The organism is Erysipelatoclostridium sp. An173 (genome assembly GCF_963931465.1).
In the GTDB taxonomy this organism is placed as follows: domain Bacteria; phylum Bacillota_I; class Bacilli_A; order Erysipelotrichales; family Coprobacillaceae; genus Thomasclavelia; species Thomasclavelia merdavium.
In genome coordinates this window covers 638,942-656,079 of sequence record NZ_OZ007017.1, presented here as the reverse complement: position 1 = coordinate 656,079, position 17,138 = coordinate 638,942, and the positions used below count along the sequence as shown (strand labels likewise).

19 protein-coding genes are annotated in these 17,138 nt (G+C 28.0%); 1 reads left to right on the top strand and 18 read right to left on the bottom strand.

Annotation, left to right across the window (positions count from 1 at the left end):
* Positions 1 to 127: 127 nt before the first annotated feature.
* The 6 genes from ABGT36_RS03365 to ABGT36_RS03340 form a co-directional block, all read right to left on the bottom strand.
* Positions 128 to 1,111 (bottom strand): aldo/keto reductase, encoded by a 984-nt coding sequence (locus tag ABGT36_RS03365; RefSeq protein WP_346676836.1) that lies wholly within the window; start codon positions 1,109 to 1,111, stop codon positions 128 to 130.
* 119 nt (positions 1,112 to 1,230) lie between these two features.
* Positions 1,231 to 1,680 (bottom strand): hypothetical protein, encoded by a 450-nt coding sequence (locus ABGT36_RS03360; RefSeq protein WP_346676834.1) that lies wholly within the window; start codon positions 1,678 to 1,680, stop codon positions 1,231 to 1,233.
* A 245-nt stretch (positions 1,681 to 1,925) separates the two neighbouring features.
* Complete coding sequence (locus ABGT36_RS03355) at positions 1,926 to 2,606, bottom strand: fructose-6-phosphate aldolase (RefSeq protein WP_346676832.1); 681 nt, start codon at positions 2,604 to 2,606, stop codon at positions 1,926 to 1,928.
* Positions 2,607 to 2,615: 9 nt separating this feature from the next.
* Positions 2,616 to 3,557 (bottom strand): glycyl-radical enzyme activating protein, encoded by a 942-nt coding sequence (locus tag ABGT36_RS03350; protein WP_346676830.1) that lies wholly within the window; start codon positions 3,555 to 3,557, stop codon positions 2,616 to 2,618.
* Positions 3,520 to 5,874: a formate C-acetyltransferase/glycerol dehydratase family glycyl radical enzyme gene (locus tag ABGT36_RS03345; protein ID WP_346676828.1), complete on the bottom strand. Its 2,355-nt coding sequence runs from the start codon at positions 5,872 to 5,874 to the stop codon at positions 3,520 to 3,522. Before ABGT36_RS03345 ends, ABGT36_RS03350 begins: the two co-directional genes overlap by 38 nt.
* 123 nt (positions 5,875 to 5,997) lie before the next feature.
* Positions 5,998 to 6,759: a DeoR/GlpR family DNA-binding transcription regulator gene (locus tag ABGT36_RS03340; protein ID WP_300078397.1), complete on the bottom strand. Its 762-nt coding sequence runs from the start codon at positions 6,757 to 6,759 to the stop codon at positions 5,998 to 6,000.
* A 145-nt stretch (positions 6,760 to 6,904) separates the two neighbouring features.
* On the opposite strand from ABGT36_RS03340, the gene ABGT36_RS03335 reads away from it, so the two are divergent.
* A complete protein-coding gene (locus ABGT36_RS03335; protein WP_346676825.1) occupies positions 6,905 to 7,396 on the top strand; it encodes a hypothetical protein in 492 nt (163 codons plus the stop codon).
* A gap of 47 nt (positions 7,397 to 7,443) precedes the next feature.
* Here ABGT36_RS03335 and ABGT36_RS03330 read toward each other — a convergent pair whose 3' ends face one another.
* The 12 genes from ABGT36_RS03330 to ABGT36_RS03275 form a co-directional block, all read right to left on the bottom strand.
* Positions 7,444 to 7,986, bottom strand: a complete 543-nt coding sequence (locus tag ABGT36_RS03330; RefSeq protein ID WP_346676823.1) for a pyridoxamine 5'-phosphate oxidase family protein — start codon at positions 7,984 to 7,986, stop codon at positions 7,444 to 7,446.
* Positions 7,987 to 8,071: 85 nt separating this feature from the next.
* Positions 8,072 to 8,617 (bottom strand): flavodoxin family protein, encoded by a 546-nt coding sequence (locus ABGT36_RS03325; protein ID WP_300078406.1) that lies wholly within the window; start codon positions 8,615 to 8,617, stop codon positions 8,072 to 8,074.
* Positions 8,610 to 8,969, bottom strand: coding sequence for a cyclophilin-like fold protein (locus ABGT36_RS03320; RefSeq protein ID WP_087373764.1), 360 nt, complete (start codon positions 8,967 to 8,969; stop codon positions 8,610 to 8,612). The genes ABGT36_RS03325 and ABGT36_RS03320 overlap by 8 nt, the downstream gene beginning before the upstream one ends.
* A 217-nt stretch (positions 8,970 to 9,186) precedes the next feature.
* Complete coding sequence (locus ABGT36_RS03315) at positions 9,187 to 10,620, bottom strand: ROK family protein (RefSeq protein WP_346676820.1); 1,434 nt, start codon at positions 10,618 to 10,620, stop codon at positions 9,187 to 9,189.
* 170 nt (positions 10,621 to 10,790) lie between these two features.
* A complete protein-coding gene (locus tag ABGT36_RS03310; RefSeq protein ID WP_346676818.1) occupies positions 10,791 to 11,849 on the bottom strand; it encodes an aldo/keto reductase in 1,059 nt (352 codons plus the stop codon).
* 1 nt (position 11,850) lies between these two features.
* Positions 11,851 to 12,207: a hypothetical protein gene (locus ABGT36_RS03305; protein ID WP_308698281.1), complete on the bottom strand. Its 357-nt coding sequence runs from the start codon at positions 12,205 to 12,207 to the stop codon at positions 11,851 to 11,853.
* Positions 12,191 to 12,655: an MATE family efflux transporter gene (locus ABGT36_RS03300; protein ID WP_308698280.1), complete on the bottom strand. Its 465-nt coding sequence runs from the start codon at positions 12,653 to 12,655 to the stop codon at positions 12,191 to 12,193. Before ABGT36_RS03300 ends, ABGT36_RS03305 begins: the two co-directional genes overlap by 17 nt.
* Positions 12,656 to 12,858: 203 nt before the next feature.
* Positions 12,859 to 12,981, bottom strand: coding sequence for a hypothetical protein (locus ABGT36_RS03295; protein ID WP_255375941.1), 123 nt, complete (start codon positions 12,979 to 12,981; stop codon positions 12,859 to 12,861).
* Positions 12,982 to 13,657: 676 nt separating this feature from the next.
* Positions 13,658 to 13,978 (bottom strand): hypothetical protein, encoded by a 321-nt coding sequence (locus tag ABGT36_RS03290; protein ID WP_087374621.1) that lies wholly within the window; start codon positions 13,976 to 13,978, stop codon positions 13,658 to 13,660.
* 394 nt (positions 13,979 to 14,372) lie between these two features.
* Complete coding sequence (locus ABGT36_RS03285) at positions 14,373 to 15,644, bottom strand: ATP-binding protein (RefSeq protein ID WP_087374622.1); 1,272 nt, start codon at positions 15,642 to 15,644, stop codon at positions 14,373 to 14,375.
* A gap of 671 nt (positions 15,645 to 16,315) precedes the next feature.
* The gene (locus tag ABGT36_RS03280; protein WP_087303038.1) at positions 16,316 to 16,573 is read right to left on the bottom strand and encodes an AAA family ATPase; all 258 of its coding nucleotides are present in this window, start codon (positions 16,571 to 16,573) and stop codon (positions 16,316 to 16,318) included.
* An 80-nt stretch (positions 16,574 to 16,653) separates the two neighbouring features.
* On the bottom strand, positions 16,654 to 17,067 hold the full coding sequence (locus tag ABGT36_RS03275) for a hypothetical protein (protein WP_346676815.1): 414 nt from the start codon (positions 17,065 to 17,067) through the stop codon (positions 16,654 to 16,656).
* Between the last annotated feature and the right edge of the window lie 71 nt (positions 17,068 to 17,138).

The window sequence follows — 17,138 nt, the reverse complement described above, 5'->3', positions numbered from 1 at the left end:
TAATTGTATTCTTTTGACAATATTATCTTAAACCTGTTTTTTATATATGTCTAATACTTATTAATTATCCTTTCTATACCTTAAAGGTATACCAAAACAAGAGCGGTTACGCTCTTGTTTGAAATATTTAATTACCAGTTCTTCTTTTTTCTGATTCTGGATAACGATCACCAACAATTTCAATTTTACTTAAAGCATCATTGATCGTCTTCATTTCTTCATCACTGAACTTAATATTAGCTGCTTTAATATTTTCATGAATTCTAGAAATTTTAGTAGTTCCTGGAATTGGAACGATCCATGGTTTTTGAGCCATGACCCATGCTAAAGCAATCTGAGCGGCAGTAGCATTTTTAGCTGTTGCAAGCTCGTTAATATAGTCAATAACTACTTGATTGGCAGCCATAGCTTCTTTTGTAAATCTTGGCAAATCTGCACGATTATCATTTTCACCAAAAGTAGTATTTTTATCTAATTTACCAGTTAAAAAACCTCTACCTAAAGGACTATATGCAACTAAACCAATTCCTAATTCTTCTAACACTGGTAAAACATCTTTTTCAATTTCACGCCACCACATTGAATATTCATATTCAACAGCTGCTAATGGCTCAACTTTATGAGCACGACGAATAGTTTCGACACCAGCTTCAGATAATCCCCAATGTTTAATTAATCCTTCTTTTTTAAATTGTTTCATAGCCATTGCAACATCTTCAATTGGCACATTAGGATCAACACGATGAATATAATATAAATCAATATAATCTGTTTTTAATCTTTTTAATGAATCCTCTAATTGTTTTCTAAGTGATTCAGGACGACTATCTAATTCATTATTTAAGCCATCAATTTTAAAACCACCTTTAGTAGCAATCTGCACTTTATCACGGTATCCAACTAAAGCATCACCTACTAATTCTTCATTTGTATATGGTCCATAAACTGCTGCTGTATCAAACATTGTAATACCTGCATCGATTGCTTCAAGGACAACTTTAATCATTTCATTACGATCTTTAGCGACACCACGATGATAATTTAACCCCATACAACCAAAGCCCATTTTAGAAGTAACTAAACCGCTTTTACCTAATTCTCTTTTTTCCATAACTTATCTTCCTTTCTAAGTATCTTTTTTCTTGACACTTATATTTTAACTAGCACAATTTAAAATGTCTAATACCTATAGTAAATATATACAATGCCTATAAGCTATGATTTTTAGAATTACTTTTCATATTTAAAAATAATTTTTAAAGCATGATACAGATATTCTTCACATGTAGCAATATTATGGCGACCATTTTTTCTAATAGCATAACAACAATTATTTTCATTAAAAGTTTGATTTTGTATCATTTCTAACATCTGGCTATTAACCTGATTAAATACTTGAATTTCTGCTACAGAGCGCATAAAATTTTGGGGCTGATTTAAAACATCAAAAGTAGCACTAACAACAATTAGTGGTTGAATGTCTTTATTTTCAATCATTCGATCTAATAAATTAATTAAATTTCCTTTTTTACAGTCAAAAAAATTACCTGCCTGCATGCTCCAGCCATGCATCAAATACAAAATATTATATTTAATGTGATGATGATTTTTATTATAACCAAATGGTAAATACACATAAGCTGGTTGGGTTATTTTTAATTGTGTAATCAACCGAATCATAAAATACTTGAATAACTGTTCCTTTATTATTAGCTTTTTTAAAATACAAATCAGGAATTTTATTTATAAATTCAATTTCTCTTATTTTATTAATCATTATTTTATCGCCATCCTTTTATCATATTTTGATATATCAAAATATAAAAGTACAATATCAATAATTAATAAAACTATTACTATAACGCATAATAAAAACCCTAGTATTTAAATACCTAAATACCAGAGCTTATATCAATCATAATTTTTTATAAATCACAAATTTCTTTACCCTCACCATACATTGCATACCAGTCATTATTAAAATCTGCTACTGCTTTTTCAATGTTTGGATTTTTGAAGATTTGATTTAATACAGCTACTGGTGCTGTTATTGCATGTGAGCCACTATTAAAAGCATCTCGAACTTGTTGTACCCCTTTAAAGCTTGCTGCTAATATTTTACAATCATATCCATCTACTTCAATTCTTGATGATAATTCATGGATCAATTCAAATGGATCACTTCCTAAATTACCGATACGATTTACATATGGAGCAATATAATCAGCTCCAGCTTCTAATGCCATATAGGCTTGCATTAAATCATAAACAGCTGTCGCCGTTACATTCATACCACGATTTTTTAATTCTTTAATAGCTTTAATTCCTTCATATGAAACAGGTACTTTAATATATACTAAATCATCGATTTCTTTTACAATTCGTTTAGCTTCTTTAACCATAGTTTCACAATCCAAACCAGTTACCTGGATATGCAAACTGTTTTCCATTCCAATCATTTCTCTGATTTTACGCATATGATCAAAGAAATTTTCAGGACTAGTTGCTTTTACTATTGAAGGATTACTAGTAACTCCTGAAATTGGTAAATACTCTACTGCTTCTTTAATTTCATTTAAATCTACTGTATCAATTATAAATTCCATAACTATCTCCTATTCTTTAATTATATTTTTTAATCCATTTTGATTAACTAGCTGATAAAAATGTTCCATTTGTTCATTATTAAACATTTTTAATTTACTATCTAATGTATATTGCTCATTTATTAATTCATATTTAGACGCTGCTAGTGGATTATAATTTAATAATTCATATTTAACATCTGGATATATATTTACTAAAAACTGCACAATTTGACTAATATTACTATCTGTTGCCGTCATTGATGGTATCAATGGTGTTCTAATAATTACTTTATCTTTATAAGGACTCGTTAAAACATAAGTAATATTTTCTTTAATTAGTTTTGGTAAAACACCTGTATATTGTTGATGCAACTTTTCATCAAATAGCTTTAGATCAATATATATTAAGTCTAAATACGGTAAAATACTTTTAATTAAATCTAAAGATGCATACATAGTCGTTTCAATTGCCGTATGAATTTTTTCATCTTTACAACGTTTCAATATTTCTAATAAAAACGACCCTTGTAATAATGGTTCACCTCCAGAAAAAGTAACCCCACCATCATCACGATAAAAAACCTGATCATCTTTAATTTTTTCAATTAAAGTTTCAACATCATATTCAATACTATCATAACGAATCGCCCCACTAGGACAAGCATCAATTAAATTGTCAAAACTTCCTATATAATCATAATTAAAATATGGTCGTTGCTCTAGATATTCTATTTGACCCGGTTCACTAAATTCAAGGCATCTTTGACAATGAATACAATCATTTTTAAAATATAGCGGTTGTCTTTTAGGTGATAATCCTTCGGGATTTTGACACCATTTACATCTAAGAGGACATCCTTTAAAAAATATCGTTGTTCTAAGTCCAGTACCATCATGAACCGCAAACCTTTTAATATCAAACACTAATGCTTTAGATGTCACTATAAGTCGTCCTTTCAATAATTTCATTTTGTAATTTATCGGCTAACTCAACAAAATATGCAGTATAACCGGCAACCCGAATCGTTAAAGAACGATGTCTTTCAGGATGAATTTTAGCATCTAATAAATCTTCACGATTAACGACATTAAATTGAATATGAGGTACTTTTAAATCAACAAATGCCCGCAAGAAGCTTTCAAATTTTTGCATTCCAGTTTTAGTAGCAAAAAATTCTGGTAAAAACTTCATATTCAAAAGACCACCATTTGTAGTATATGAGTTTTTCATCCGTGATACTGATTTTAATACTGCTGTTGGCCCCGCTAAATCGCGACCATAAACCGGTGACATCCCACCATCAGCTAAAGGTGTCAAAGCATTTCTACCATCTGGTGATGCCCCAAGATTTTCTCCCATTGGTACATGGGCAGAAACAGTATACATACCAGTATGATATAGACCACCTCGATAATTAGTATAGTCATTCATTCGACTTCTAAAATATCCAGCCCACTTACTACCTAATTCATCAACCCATTTAACATCATTTCCATACTTAGGAACTTTACGCAATAGCATTGTTTGAATAATTTCATAACCTTTAAAGTCAGCTTGTAAAGCTTCTAGTAACTGAGATCTTGAAATCATTTTTTTATCGTAAACTAATTGTTTTATAGCGGCTAATGAATCAGCTAAATTGGCAACTTGAATCATTTGAATACCTGATAAATTATATTTAGCACCGCCTCTTGTAACATCAATACCATTTTCTAAACAATCATCGATTACAGTAGATAAAAAGGCTGTTGGTAAACATTCTTGATGAATTCTTTCAACTACTTCTTCAGCTTTCATCATTTCATCAATAAAATAATCAATTTGTTTTTTAAATGCCGCTTCTAATTCTTCAAAATTATTATATGTTTCTAAACTGCCTAAATCCAAACCAATTTGTTTTCCGCTAAGCAAACACTTACCATGATTTAGTGTCAATTCTAATGCTTTATTCAAATTAAACATCGCTGCATCTGACCAGCCTAAATTATTACCATGGGTTGTTAGTTCTACACATCCAACAATAGCATAGTTACGAGCGTCTTTTTCTTCAATTTTTAAATCATTGATCATCGCTGGAATAATTGCTTCATCATTGAAAAACTGTGGCATGCCACTACCTTTAGCGACTACTTTAATTGCTTCTTGCATTAATTCATGTGATGTATTTTTGTTTAATCGCACTGATAAATTAGGTTGTGGTAATCCTAGATGATATTGTGCTTTTAAACATAACAATGATAATTCATTGTACGTATCATTACCATCTTCATCTTGTCCCCCAATAGCTACATTAAAACCAATTGGAAAACCGGCAAAATATTTAGCACTGTTTTGATTTCTTAAATAGACAATCTGATTAAATTTTAACCATAAGCATTCTAATATTTCTAAAGCCTGTTGTTTAGTAATTATATTATTAGTAATATCATGATAATAATATGGATATAAATATTGATCAATTCGTCCTGGTGAAAACGAAGAAGCATTAGATTCCATATGCAAGATTACAAATAAAAACCATAGTGACTGAATAGCTTCATGAAAAGTCTCGGGCGGTCTTTTAGCTAAGTTATAACAATTATTAGCAACCTGCTTTAATGATTCTTGATATTTAAAATCAACATCATCAATAATCTCCATAATGTAATCATGATAGCGAATCATAAAGTTACAAGCGCCCTGTAAAACCAATATAGTACATTGGTAAAATTCTTGATGTTCTTTACAACAAGTTTTCAATTTTTCTTGGGCTTTTTCCATCAAACCCTGAGGTCCTAAACGTAGCCATAAAGCAGTATCAGGACAAATATGACCTTGAGCATGATCTTTTTGATTAATTTTTACAACTTTACTAATTGCATTAATTTTATCACCATACTCTTGTTTAATTTTATCTTCCAATGATTTACCTTGCCAATAAGGATAAATTTTTTCTTTAAATTCTTTAATATCTTCATCATTAACTAAAAATTTATCCTGAGGTCTAGTTGGTAAAGTTTCAAACTCTTTTACTACCCAGGAACTACCACTTTCAGGAAATACAACTCCCGCTCTAACTCCTTTAGTTCGATTCCCTACAATTAGTTCTTCTGGTTCTACTGCTATTTCCATTTGTTCTAAAGCAGCTTTTAAAGATAATGCTCTTTTTTTACTAATTGATAACCCTTCGTTTTCTTGATAAACCTTTGTAATAATTCTAGCTTGTTCAATCGAAGCATAACGCGGTGCCTTTAGCATCTTATCTTTTAAAATTCCAATTCTTTCACTTTGGTACAAATCATCCATCTAAGAAACCACCTTTTTTTATCGTTTTTTATTGATTACGTCTTAATTATACATTGTTTTTTATTAAATTCAATAAAAAACAATAAATTTCACTAATTTTTCAATAAAAAAAAGAAATCATCGCTAAATGATTTCAATCCCAACATCTTTTAATTTATTCTCTATTCTACTATCTAGTCCACCTTCGCAAATATAACCACTAAAATCACTAATATCACCAAACAAATAATTACCATCTAATTCAAACTTAATCGTTTCACCTGCCATGTAACATTTTCGACTGGCATTAAGAACTTCTTTTTTAGTTAAACCATCATTAATATCATAAGTAGCTACTTTATTATTAAAAACATCAATTCCAACTACCCCTAAAAAAGAAAGATCAAACTTATATTTCTTTATTTGTTCAATAGTAATAGCACCAATAAATCCATCACGAGCCCGATTCAATTCACCACCAATAAAAATCAAATTAGTATTACAATCACGGGTAAAAATCTCCATAATATCAATCATATTTGTAACAACAGTTATTTTTAAATTGCGCTGATAAATTAATTTAGCGATTTCTAAAGTAACTGTAGAAATATCTAAAAAAATCATCATCCCTGGTTTAATTAACTCAATCGCTTTTAAAGCAATTGCCTTTTTTTCTTCTACCCGAACATCTCGTCGTTGACTTACATTTACTGTATGTAAATTTGAACGCATGCAGGTTGCCCCACCATGAATTCTTTTTAATTTATTGGCTTTTTCTAAAATATTTAAATCTTTTCTAATACAGTCTTCAGTAACATTAAAATCTTTACTTAAATCTTTTACTCTAACTTGACCTTCTAAATTCAATCGCGCCAAAATTTGATTATGTCTTTCTTGTTGTAGCATCGTAGCTTACCTCCTTGTTTTATTATGCCATTATCTTTTTTAAAAAACAAGAACGATACTAATTGTCAAAGTCAATCTAATTTGATACATTTTAATTAGAAAAACAATTAAACTTTTTAGCACCACTTTTATAAAAGGAGGACAAATGAAAAAATTAAAAATAATTTTATCACTGATCTTTGTTTTAACTATATTTACTGGTTGTCAAAACAATAATCAAGATAGTGGTTATAATGTTATCATTGATGATAGTAATATAATTACTGTTAATCATAACATAGATGATCATGATGACTTTTTTAATCAAGATTTTCTAACTACTACAAATAATGATACTACTATTTATTCAAATGATGATATGGTAATAACCGTGGATTCTTCGAACTTAATTCAAGAAATTGTTTTAAAAACTGATCATTATCAATTAGATAATGGGGCAAAAACAAAAATGAATTACCAGGATATTTGTGATCTTTTTAACCAGGAATATTATAGTCAAATTATCAAAGATCAAAAAGATAATGTTGTCTCTGGACAAATCGGTATTACTTATAATGAAGCTAACATCAAAGTAGTCTATGACTTTAATGATAACAAATTAGACACTATTACAATTTCTCCAATCTTTACTTTTTAATAAAGGATGCTACAACTAGCATCCTTTATCCTTATTTATTTTTTCTTTTAATCAGCTTCTTTAGAGTATACATCAATAAACGGAACATCTTCAACACTATGTAGCGGGAATTCAGATTTAGCCGTAATATTAGCTAAATCACATTCAACCATACCAATATACATTGGTGGTATGGCTGGGCGATTTTCTAATGGTTTTATTTCACGGTTATTACATAGATACAATAAATTATATACACATTTAAATGTCTCATAATCTTCATTACCATCTATTAATTTCATAGTCTCCTTGGCAATAACACTACGATAATCATGATAATGCCCTTTATATTTATGATCAGGAAAATCATTAAAAGCACTAAATTCCAAACATACTTTCGGATTTTTTTTGATTAAATCAACTTTCAATCCTCTTTTCGTAAAATGAGTGTAAAAAATAAACTTGTTGTCTTTTACCTCAAAACCAAAATTAAGTGGTACGACATAAGGATAACCATCATCACCATTGATATCCACATTTACAATATTAAACATCTTTAACATATCTTCAATTAATACTGGATCTTTAACTTCTCTTTCAAAATTAATCATAATTTTCTCCCCTTTTGATAATAATTATAAAATTAAATTATTATCAAAACGATAATCCTTTAAACAAATAACCAGTACTAATCTTTTAAACTATACTCTTTCCTAATTCATAAGCTTCATTTGAAAACTTTTTATCAACAATTTTATTTCCTATCTGTCCGCTACAACCATCAGCAAGTACCATGCCCTTATCATTCCAGCCTAAAGCCTTTGTTAAAAAGCGATAAAATGATACTGACTGTTCAAAAGCATAAAATTCATCACTACCGCTTGTCATTAATAATACTGTATCTTTACTAGGATATTTATCATCTGTAGAAATAGCATATAAACGATCAATAAATGATTTTAACCTTCCAGATATACTCCAAAAATAAAGCGGTGAAGCTAAAACAAGCACATCAGCATCTTCAAATAAAGAATAATAGTCCTGCATAGCATCTTTAATAACACATTGATGTTCATTATGTTGACAAGCCTGACAACCTTGACAGCCTATAATATTTTTATTTAATATAATTTTAGTAACATCATGACTAGCTTCCTTAGCCCCTTTGATAAAAGCGTCTGATAATTGATCAGTATTACCATGAACGTTTCCACTACCAACAACAACTAATATTTTACTCATCTTCATTTTCCACCTTTTCAATAAGGATCGTACCTGATAAATTTTTAATATTTTCTTTTCCCTTAATGGCCTCACCTAAAACATATAAACCATTATAACTGCCACATCGATCATAATACATAACAACATTTTTCCATGGTGAAAAATAACCTAAAGTACCTTCTTGTCCACTTGATAATAATGGCGTGTTTTTGGTAGCTAAAGACTTAGATGGATAAAAAATTTTTTCGTTATTTGAATAATTTTCTACTTTTGTTTCTAATGGTAATTGTTGATATAGTGATTTTGCTCCATCACTTTCATTTAAAGTAAAAATAATTTGTTTTGATTGATTTGTCACTTTTATTTTCATATCATTACACTCCTTTATTTAAATATATTCTTATAATCAATACCGTTTAGCTTTATTAAATTATATATTTCAATATTTTTAATATCAAATGCTTATATTGAAGTAGTAACTATACTTATAAAGCATATATACTACTAAAAAAATCTAGAATTAATGGCTTTTAATATCCACAATTCTAGATTTGTTTTTAAAATATTTGATAAATATTAAAGGCATCTTACTCAAATGCCTCGTTTTGACTATTTTTAATATCATCAACACATAATTTAGTAGTTCCATCTAATAAATATGAACTTACTTCTTTAATACAATAAAACTCTGGTAAAAATTCGGCTGGAATAAATGATTTCAACTTGTTTTTTATTTCATCCATATCTGGTGTCATTGGTGAAAACAAAGCTACTGCTTCTGGTCCTACAGCACAAATAGTAGGTAAAAGGGCTTTAGTTACTAATTCCAAAACGCCTGGTTCACTCCAAGCTAATTTAGAAATATCATCAGAAAATTGCATTCTACGCATAAAATATCTTATTTCACCAGCAATACCGTTTTTTCCAGTAATTAAATTACCATTAGAGATAATCCCTTGACCACCAACACCATAGCCAAATGGTTGTGAATGGAAAACAATATTTTTATATTCAGGATGTTCCAAAGCAAAACCAACAACAGTTGCATTAGCATTATTATAAGTAAACACCTCAATACCATATTTCTTTTCAAAATCATTTTTTAAATCAATGTTTTTACCATCAATTGAGCTTTTTAACTGATTATCTCCTCTAACTATCCCCGGTATAGCAATTCCAATTACATCAATATATGAATGTTTCAATAAAACTGTATCAATAATATCGTATAAATCATAAACATTCATCGTTGGTTTAATTATCATATTACTATCAATTATTTCACACTTATCATTTAAACGATAATAAATTCTTGTTTGCGCTTGATCAGTAGAAATGACAATCGATAAAATTCTTTTTTCATATTGAATACAATGACTTTTTTCTTTTTTATCTTCAGTTTCTGCTTTTCTACTATAATATTTTTCAACCTCGCTACTTACAAACTTCAGCGCTTCTAAAGCATCATAGCTTGCAAAGATTGCTGTTGGAATTTGTAGTACTAATTTATCTGATAAACTGTCTTGTAATCGTTGTAACATATAACCGATTTGCGGTGCAATCAATACTACATCATATTTATCTACTTCTTCATAAATATTCAAATATGATACGGCATCAAATTGATAATCTAAATTCATCATACCAGCAATTGAATTTAAATTTTCAGCAAACATTGATGTTGTTAAACCGGCAGTACAAGATAAAAGAACTTTTATTGTTTTTTCATTTTTTAATGATAATAAAGTTCCAACCATTTCATCAAATAATTGTTTAGCGTGTTCTTCATCTTTTAATTCAAAATGTAAGTAGAATTTAACCGAATCATCTTTTTTAGATAATATTTTAAATTCAACTATTAGACTTTCTTCAATCTTGATAAAATTAATCTTAGCTTCACCATATTCAGTTTTTAACTTAATAGTTTCATCACTAACAACTTCAACTTGATAATCATCGCTGTCATGTTCTTTGATCCATGTTTTAAAGTCAAAATCAACTATTGTATTTTCTTCATCCATAATCAACCCTCTTTTCTTTTTACTAGATAATGATATTCTTTCTTTAATTTTAACATTCAAAATTTTAAACATCAATCAAATATATAAAAAGACAGGTTGATCACTGATAAACTATTAATTACATTATTTATCAAAAACTTCAGCTACTTCTTTTAATAAAGAAATAATTTCTAAATGCTGTGGACATACTCCTTCACATTGCCACATTCAATGCAGGCACTAGCCTTTTGATAATCTCCGGTACTATGGTCTTTATAATAAGTATCATAGCGTCGATTAGCTCCATACATTTTTACACTATTATAAGCAGTAAATAAATCAGGAATTTGAATATTCATTGGACATCCTGGGGTACAATAACGACATTTTGTACAAGGAATGGTTGGATAAGATAGTACTTGATTAGTAACCTGATGAATCAAATCAGCCTCTGTATGATTAATTTTTTTAAAGTCACTCATTGTATTTAAATTATCATTCATCTGTTCAATATTTGACATTCCTGATAAAATCGTCATTACCCCTTCTAGTGATCCAACATAGCGTAAAGCCCATGAAGCAATTGAACTATCAGGAGCATAATCTTTATAAATTTTTTCTATGTCTGGCTGGAAAGAAGCTAATGTCCCTCCTTTAACCGGTTCCATAACTACAATTGGTTTTTGATGTTTTCTAGCTACTTCATAATTTTGTCTAGATTGAATAACTCCATTTTCCCAGTCTAAATAATTTAATTGTAATTGGACAAAATCCATTTCTGGATGTTCAGTTAAAACTTTATCTAAAAACTGGACATCATCATGAAAAGAAAATCCAATGTATTTAATTTTGCCTTGCTTTTTCATCTCTTTAACAAAATCAAAGCATTGATATTTTTCATAAGTTGGATAATGACTTTTTTCAATACTATGTAATAAATAAAAATCAAAATAATCAACACCGCATAATTGTAAAGATTCAGTAAAAATCCTTTGAACATCATCCTGGCTTTTTAATTTCCAGGCTGGTAATTTATCGGCTAAAGAAAAAGAATCTCTTGGGTATTTTTTAACTAGTGTTTCTTTAATCGCTTCTTCACTACCAGCATAGGCATAAGCGGTATCAAAATAATTAAAACCTTTGCCCATAAAAGAATCAACCATTCGTTGAACTTCATCAATTTGAATATTTCCTTGCTTATCTTTTGGTAATCTCATTAAACCAAAACCTAATTTTGAATTTGATAACATACTAACCTCCTAATGATAATCTAATAATTGTTTCAATATCCTGTTTAGAAATTAAATTTTCTAAATCAGCTTGTTTAATTTGTTTTTCTAAATCATTTACACAATATTTTTTTAAACCTAACTCTTCAACATTATTAGCTATACCTAATTCTAATAATGTTTCTTGAAAAGCTTTTACTCCTTCATAAGCTATTTGATCACACGATTTATTTTCAGGATCAACATTCATAACATTTAAAGCAAATGATTTTAAAATCCCCACATAATCTTGATAACAAGTTAATAAATACTTAGGCCACGTAATTGCAATACTTTGACTATAAGTTAATCCACATTTTTCTTCAATAATTCCACCCAACAGTAAGCTGAATAAAGATCGTTCCTAAAGCATAAATAGAAATATAATCTCTTGCATATTGAATAGTTTCGTGATTGGCACCAAATAGATATAAAAGCGGATCTTGAAATAACCAGACAACTGTTGTAATGACAAGAGAAGTAATAACTAAACAAATAAAACTTGTTGTTAAAATATTATTTGCTTCTTTTTTCTTCTTTTCTCCTAGTAAAATTGAACTTAATGGTGCACCACCACGACCAAATAAACCATTAAATGCGGTAATAATAGTTGTAAGTGGCACACATAAACCAATAGCTGCCATTGCCAAAGCTCCATCTGGTAATCTTCCTATATACATACGATCAACCATGTTATAAATTAATGTAACAATCTGTCCACATATCGATGGAATTGCTAGTGTAAATAATAATTTTGGTATTTTTTGATGTTGTAATCTTTCTTCCATAAAACTTCCTCCTTTGCAAGTTCATTATTTCATAGAAAAATGATTAAAAAAATAAATGTAAATGACATTGAAATATCATTTACATTTTTTTATTTATTCATTATTTAATTTGAAAATACTATTTACATTCTAAAATATCAAAAAGATGAGCTTTATATAACTCATCTTCTAAATTTTTATATGTAGTAAATATTATACTGGTTTTAAGAATCATCTGAAATATCAATAGTAAATTTGCCTTCATTATAATCACAGGTAATATAAACACGCTGATCTTGATTTTCAATCTCAAAATATTCTTCTTGTAAATAATTAGAAGTCAACATATATTCACCTACTGGTACTGTAACTGTTTTTTCTCTCGATCAGTTGCCGCAATAGCCATTATTGTTGGATCACCATCGTCATCAAATTTAGTTAAAGTCAAAACATCGCGATCTTCTAAATTTTCAGCACCTATATATTTATAAGATACTAAAACACTTGCTTCATTGCTATAATCTTCACCTAATTCTTCTTCATTTTTTACTTTACTCTTTTAACTCTATAAAATAATTCTACATCAATAAAACTGCTTGTCAATAAATCCTCTTTATATGATAATAATTCATCAAAAATATTATAACTATAAACAAACTTTAAAAATTGTTGAATATAAAAAATAAATTCTTACATTTTTAACCCAAATAGTAACTATTTATTAATTATCTGAAAATAGAATCCTATTGTTGTGTAAATATTTCAATTAACTTTTCTCCTAATATTCTTTTTGATACATAATCAGGATAGTAACCACGATTATCATCTTAAGCAAATAATATTTAGAAAATTGCAGATTTTCGTAATACCAAAATTAAGTTCTTTTATATTTTGTATTTCTACATTCTAATATAAAAAACTCCCTTGACAATGTTTCCATGTGCCATCTAATGGAAGGTTATCATTTATTAACTTTTTTAATATTCACTAAAATAAAAGATATACTTTCTATTCTAATAATCATTATTTTAGATACTTTTTTAAAATAAAACTTTCAAATATTGCCATTACCACTACTATACCTGGCATGACTGTCAAAACTACAAGAAAAAAACACATTAACCTATTAGTAATAACTAATCCTTCAAAAATAAAAATTGCTCCATAAACCAGCATCAGCCGTGCAGTTGCATGATTATATGATCTGACATTAGTAATCTGATCTACTCCTGGTGGATTTGAATTATTATATATAGTTACTGGTTTCTTAGAAAAATAATAATAGATCGACACACAAATCATTGCAAAGCCAATTATAATTGCTGCACCTCTTTCTAATGGCATAAATATCCCTCCTATTAAGTAACCCTCATCCTTTAAGAATATTATGACACCTTAAATCAATATTAGCAATCATATAAAAAAGAGAAAACAATATTTAGCTTTTCAAAGCAAAAATCTTATTTTTTCATAAAAAATAAACCAAAATCAAACAAAATTTTAATTAAAATCAAGAATCTTCTTTATTTCTGTCCAAACCATATCAGCAATTGCAATATTTACCAAAAATCTATATAAAAAGAGCATTAAATCTCTAGGTTCTTACTCAATAATGGGTAAATAAAAATTAAGAAGGAATAAAATTTGTTGAATCAATCAACTTATTTTATCCTTCTATTTTCTTATGTTATCATCAAATAAAAAAAGAACCTATCTCTATAATATATAATATTCTTAATTAAAATAAATCTACTCTGTTTAACAGAAAATCAATCAAGCTACAATGAAAAATACCATCGTTATCATAATAATTATGATAGATATCATTTCTAATAATTATTTTTTTAAAAAAATCATTTGTTAACATCAACGAATGAATTTCAGAATTTATTTTACTGTCTTCTTCCATTCTTAATGCAGACTGTATATATATTCTTCTATCCCCATCGTTAACTACAAAGTCTACCTCTTTAACAGCTGTTGTTTTATTATGTCGATCATATACCACACCAATATCTACTGAGTAGCCTCTTCTCTTCAACTCAACATAAATTATATTTTCCATTAAATGTCCCGGATCAAACTGTCTAAAATTCAAACGTGCATTTCTTAAGCCAACATCTGTAAAATAATACTTATTTGGATATTTGAAATATGATTTTCCTTTGATATCATATCTTTTAGCGATTAAAATCAAAAAAGCATTGACCGAATGATTTATATAATGACTGACAAGATTATTGTCAATTTTTTCTTTTTTCTCACTAGATATCACATTTGCAACTTTTGTAGGATTTGTTAACGAAGAAATTTGTGATGATAAATAATCAAGTATCTCTTCTAATATATCTTCTCTTTCTATGCCATTTCTTTCTTTAATATCTTTGATATAAACTTCTTCATACAGCGAGATTAGATATCTTTTTTTAGCATTATCATCATTTAATTCCGTTAATCTAGGCATGCCCCCATAAAGCATATATTCATTTAAACATCTCGCTTCATCTCCACCTTTAAAAGAATAATATTCTTCAAATGATAAAGGATAAACATGAATCTGAGTAGATCGTCCTCTAAATTCAGTCAAAATATCACTAGCCAGCATTTTTGAATTAGAGCCAGTAACATAGACATCTAAATTCTTATATGATTTTAATTCATTGAGCATATCGTATATAGTGACCTCAATATTACCATTTTCTTTATCAATAGTTTTTATACTCATTTGAATTTCATCAATAAAAACATAATATTGATCTTTACTATTGTTTATAATAGATTCAACATAATCACATAATAAGATAGGATTTCGATATTTGTAATACTTTCTCTGATCTAATGAAATTATTATAATGTTTTCTTCTAATACTCCTATAGACAATAAATAATTCTTAAACAATTCAAATAAAAGTACCGATTTTCCAACCCTTCTCAAGCCAGTAATTACTTTTATTTGTCCATCCCACATACTTGATTTCAATTCTTCTAAATAAAAATCACGTTTTATCATATTACACCTCCATCTTTAATCATTTACGTTTGTACTTATAGATATAATATCATTTAACAAACTAAAAAATCAATATATATCTATAAGTATAAACGCAAATGTTTGTACTTATAGATATATATTGTTATATTTTATGATTTATTATTTAGTATAGCCATTTTACTTCTTTTTAAAGCCAATCAATTGGCTATTTGTTAACATTTCATATATTCAATTGGGAATAAATTCAATTGCCCCAAGAATTTTTAAAACTTATAAAAAATTATTTCTTAATTTCATTTTAAATTATAATAATATATCCATCATATCACTACTAATTCTATGTAACAATTTTAAACTTAATTAATCAAAAAGTTGCTTAACTTATTGATTTCGATTTAAACAAACTTAAATAATATTTTTAAACAAAAAAGCGTTGATAAAATCAACGTTTTTTGTCTTTTTGTATTATTCATCTATGAGAATGATGACTTTTTGATGATAATAGTTAAATAGAATAGATGAAATATCTTTTAAAGACATATGTAATTCATTAATATTGATGTTTATATCACTATTTTGTATATCACTATATTTATCAACAATATTTGCAATGATATTGGCAAAAATATAAATCTGAGATTGAAAAGTATTGCATTCATATCTTTCAAAGATAGAAAAATGACAGGATATTAATTTTGATGAAGCATGAGATATTGATGTTTTGATACATTCAAACCCTCAAAAAGATAAGCATTTTCTTTTTCCTGATTAGAAAAGAAATAATAAAGCATACTCATGTTTAATGTCTTTCCAAAATGTCTAGGGCTTGTATACAACATGACCTTATCGCTTAAGACATCATCTATAAGCATTGTCTTATCAACATAATAATAAATCTTATCAATGAATTCTTTAAAATTTTCTGTTCCTGTTGTGATAAGCTTCATTATGATTTTTCCTTTCTTTTTGATTATATTATAGTCAAACAGTACAAAAAAGTCCTGTATTTCTACAAGACCTTTCCTATTTATTTTAAATTTCTAAATATATCCAATACATCTTCTGATAACCCATCAGATACAATCACCATATGGTCATTGACTTCTACTTTCTTTTTATCATCACCAATTGTTTTTTCATCCATGATACGTTCAAACTCATCACCATCTTCATAACGATAAACGTCAATATTTCCATTATCCGTTACATAACGATAACCTTCTACACCACCAACATTTGTTGCATCTAAGACATTTTTAGAAGAATAATCAATGTTTCCTTCTTTCAAGCCATTTTCAAATTGAGCATACCAATCATCTGTTTTGTTAGTTGGTGTGTTATTGTTATTTTCATTTTCTGTCACATTATCTGTTGAACGATTGTTATTGGCTGTATCATCCGATGTATCTGTCTGACTACTACAACCAGTAAATACAGTCATACATAAAAGTAATGCTAATATTTTTTCATCATCTTAACCTCCATATTCATATCATGATCAAAGAATGAAGA

Bases quoted from the DNA above. Each gene is read 5' to 3' on its own strand.
- ABGT36_RS03365 (WP_346676836.1), bottom strand. From the start codon at position 1,111: ATGGAAAAAAGAGAATTAGGTAAAAGCGGTTTAGTTACTTCTAAAATG.
- ABGT36_RS03360 (WP_346676834.1), bottom strand. From the start codon at position 1,680: ATGATTCGGTTGATTACACAATTAAAAATAACCCAACCAGCTTATGTG.
- ABGT36_RS03355 (WP_346676832.1), bottom strand. From the start codon at position 2,606: ATGGAATTTATAATTGATACAGTAGATTTAAATGAAATTAAAGAAGCA.
- ABGT36_RS03350 (WP_346676830.1), bottom strand. From the start codon at position 3,557: ATGAAATTATTGAAAGGACGACTTATAGTGACATCTAAAGCATTAGTG.
- ABGT36_RS03345 (WP_346676828.1), bottom strand. From the start codon at position 5,874: ATGGATGATTTGTACCAAAGTGAAAGAATTGGAATTTTAAAAGATAAG.
- ABGT36_RS03340 (WP_300078397.1), bottom strand. From the start codon at position 6,759: ATGCTACAACAAGAAAGACATAATCAAATTTTGGCGCGATTGAATTTA.
- ABGT36_RS03335 (WP_346676825.1), top strand. From the start codon at position 6,905: ATGAAAAAATTAAAAATAATTTTATCACTGATCTTTGTTTTAACTATA.
- ABGT36_RS03330 (WP_346676823.1), bottom strand. From the start codon at position 7,986: ATGATTAATTTTGAAAGAGAAGTTAAAGATCCAGTATTAATTGAAGAT.
- ABGT36_RS03325 (WP_300078406.1), bottom strand. From the start codon at position 8,617: ATGAGTAAAATATTAGTTGTTGTTGGTAGTGGAAACGTTCATGGTAAT.
- ABGT36_RS03320 (WP_087373764.1), bottom strand. From the start codon at position 8,969: ATGAAAATAAAAGTGACAAATCAATCAAAACAAATTATTTTTACTTTA.
- ABGT36_RS03315 (WP_346676820.1), bottom strand. From the start codon at position 10,620: ATGGATGAAGAAAATACAATAGTTGATTTTGACTTTAAAACATGGATC.
- ABGT36_RS03310 (WP_346676818.1), bottom strand. From the start codon at position 11,849: ATGTTATCAAATTCAAAATTAGGTTTTGGTTTAATGAGATTACCAAAA.
- ABGT36_RS03300 (WP_308698280.1), bottom strand. From the start codon at position 12,655: ATGGAAGAAAGATTACAACATCAAAAAATACCAAAATTATTATTTACA.
- ABGT36_RS03295 (WP_255375941.1), bottom strand. From the start codon at position 12,981: ATGTTGACTTCTAATTATTTACAAGAAGAATATTTTGAGATTGAAAAT.
- ABGT36_RS03290 (WP_087374621.1), bottom strand. From the start codon at position 13,978: ATGCCATTAGAAAGAGGTGCAGCAATTATAATTGGCTTTGCAATGATT.
- ABGT36_RS03285 (WP_087374622.1), bottom strand. From the start codon at position 15,644: ATGATAAAACGTGATTTTTATTTAGAAGAATTGAAATCAAGTATGTGG.
- ABGT36_RS03280 (WP_087303038.1), bottom strand. From the start codon at position 16,573: ATGAAGCTTATCACAACAGGAACAGAAAATTTTAAAGAATTCATTGAT.
- ABGT36_RS03275 (WP_346676815.1), bottom strand. From the start codon at position 17,067: ATGACTGTATTTACTGGTTGTAGTAGTCAGACAGATACATCGGATGAT.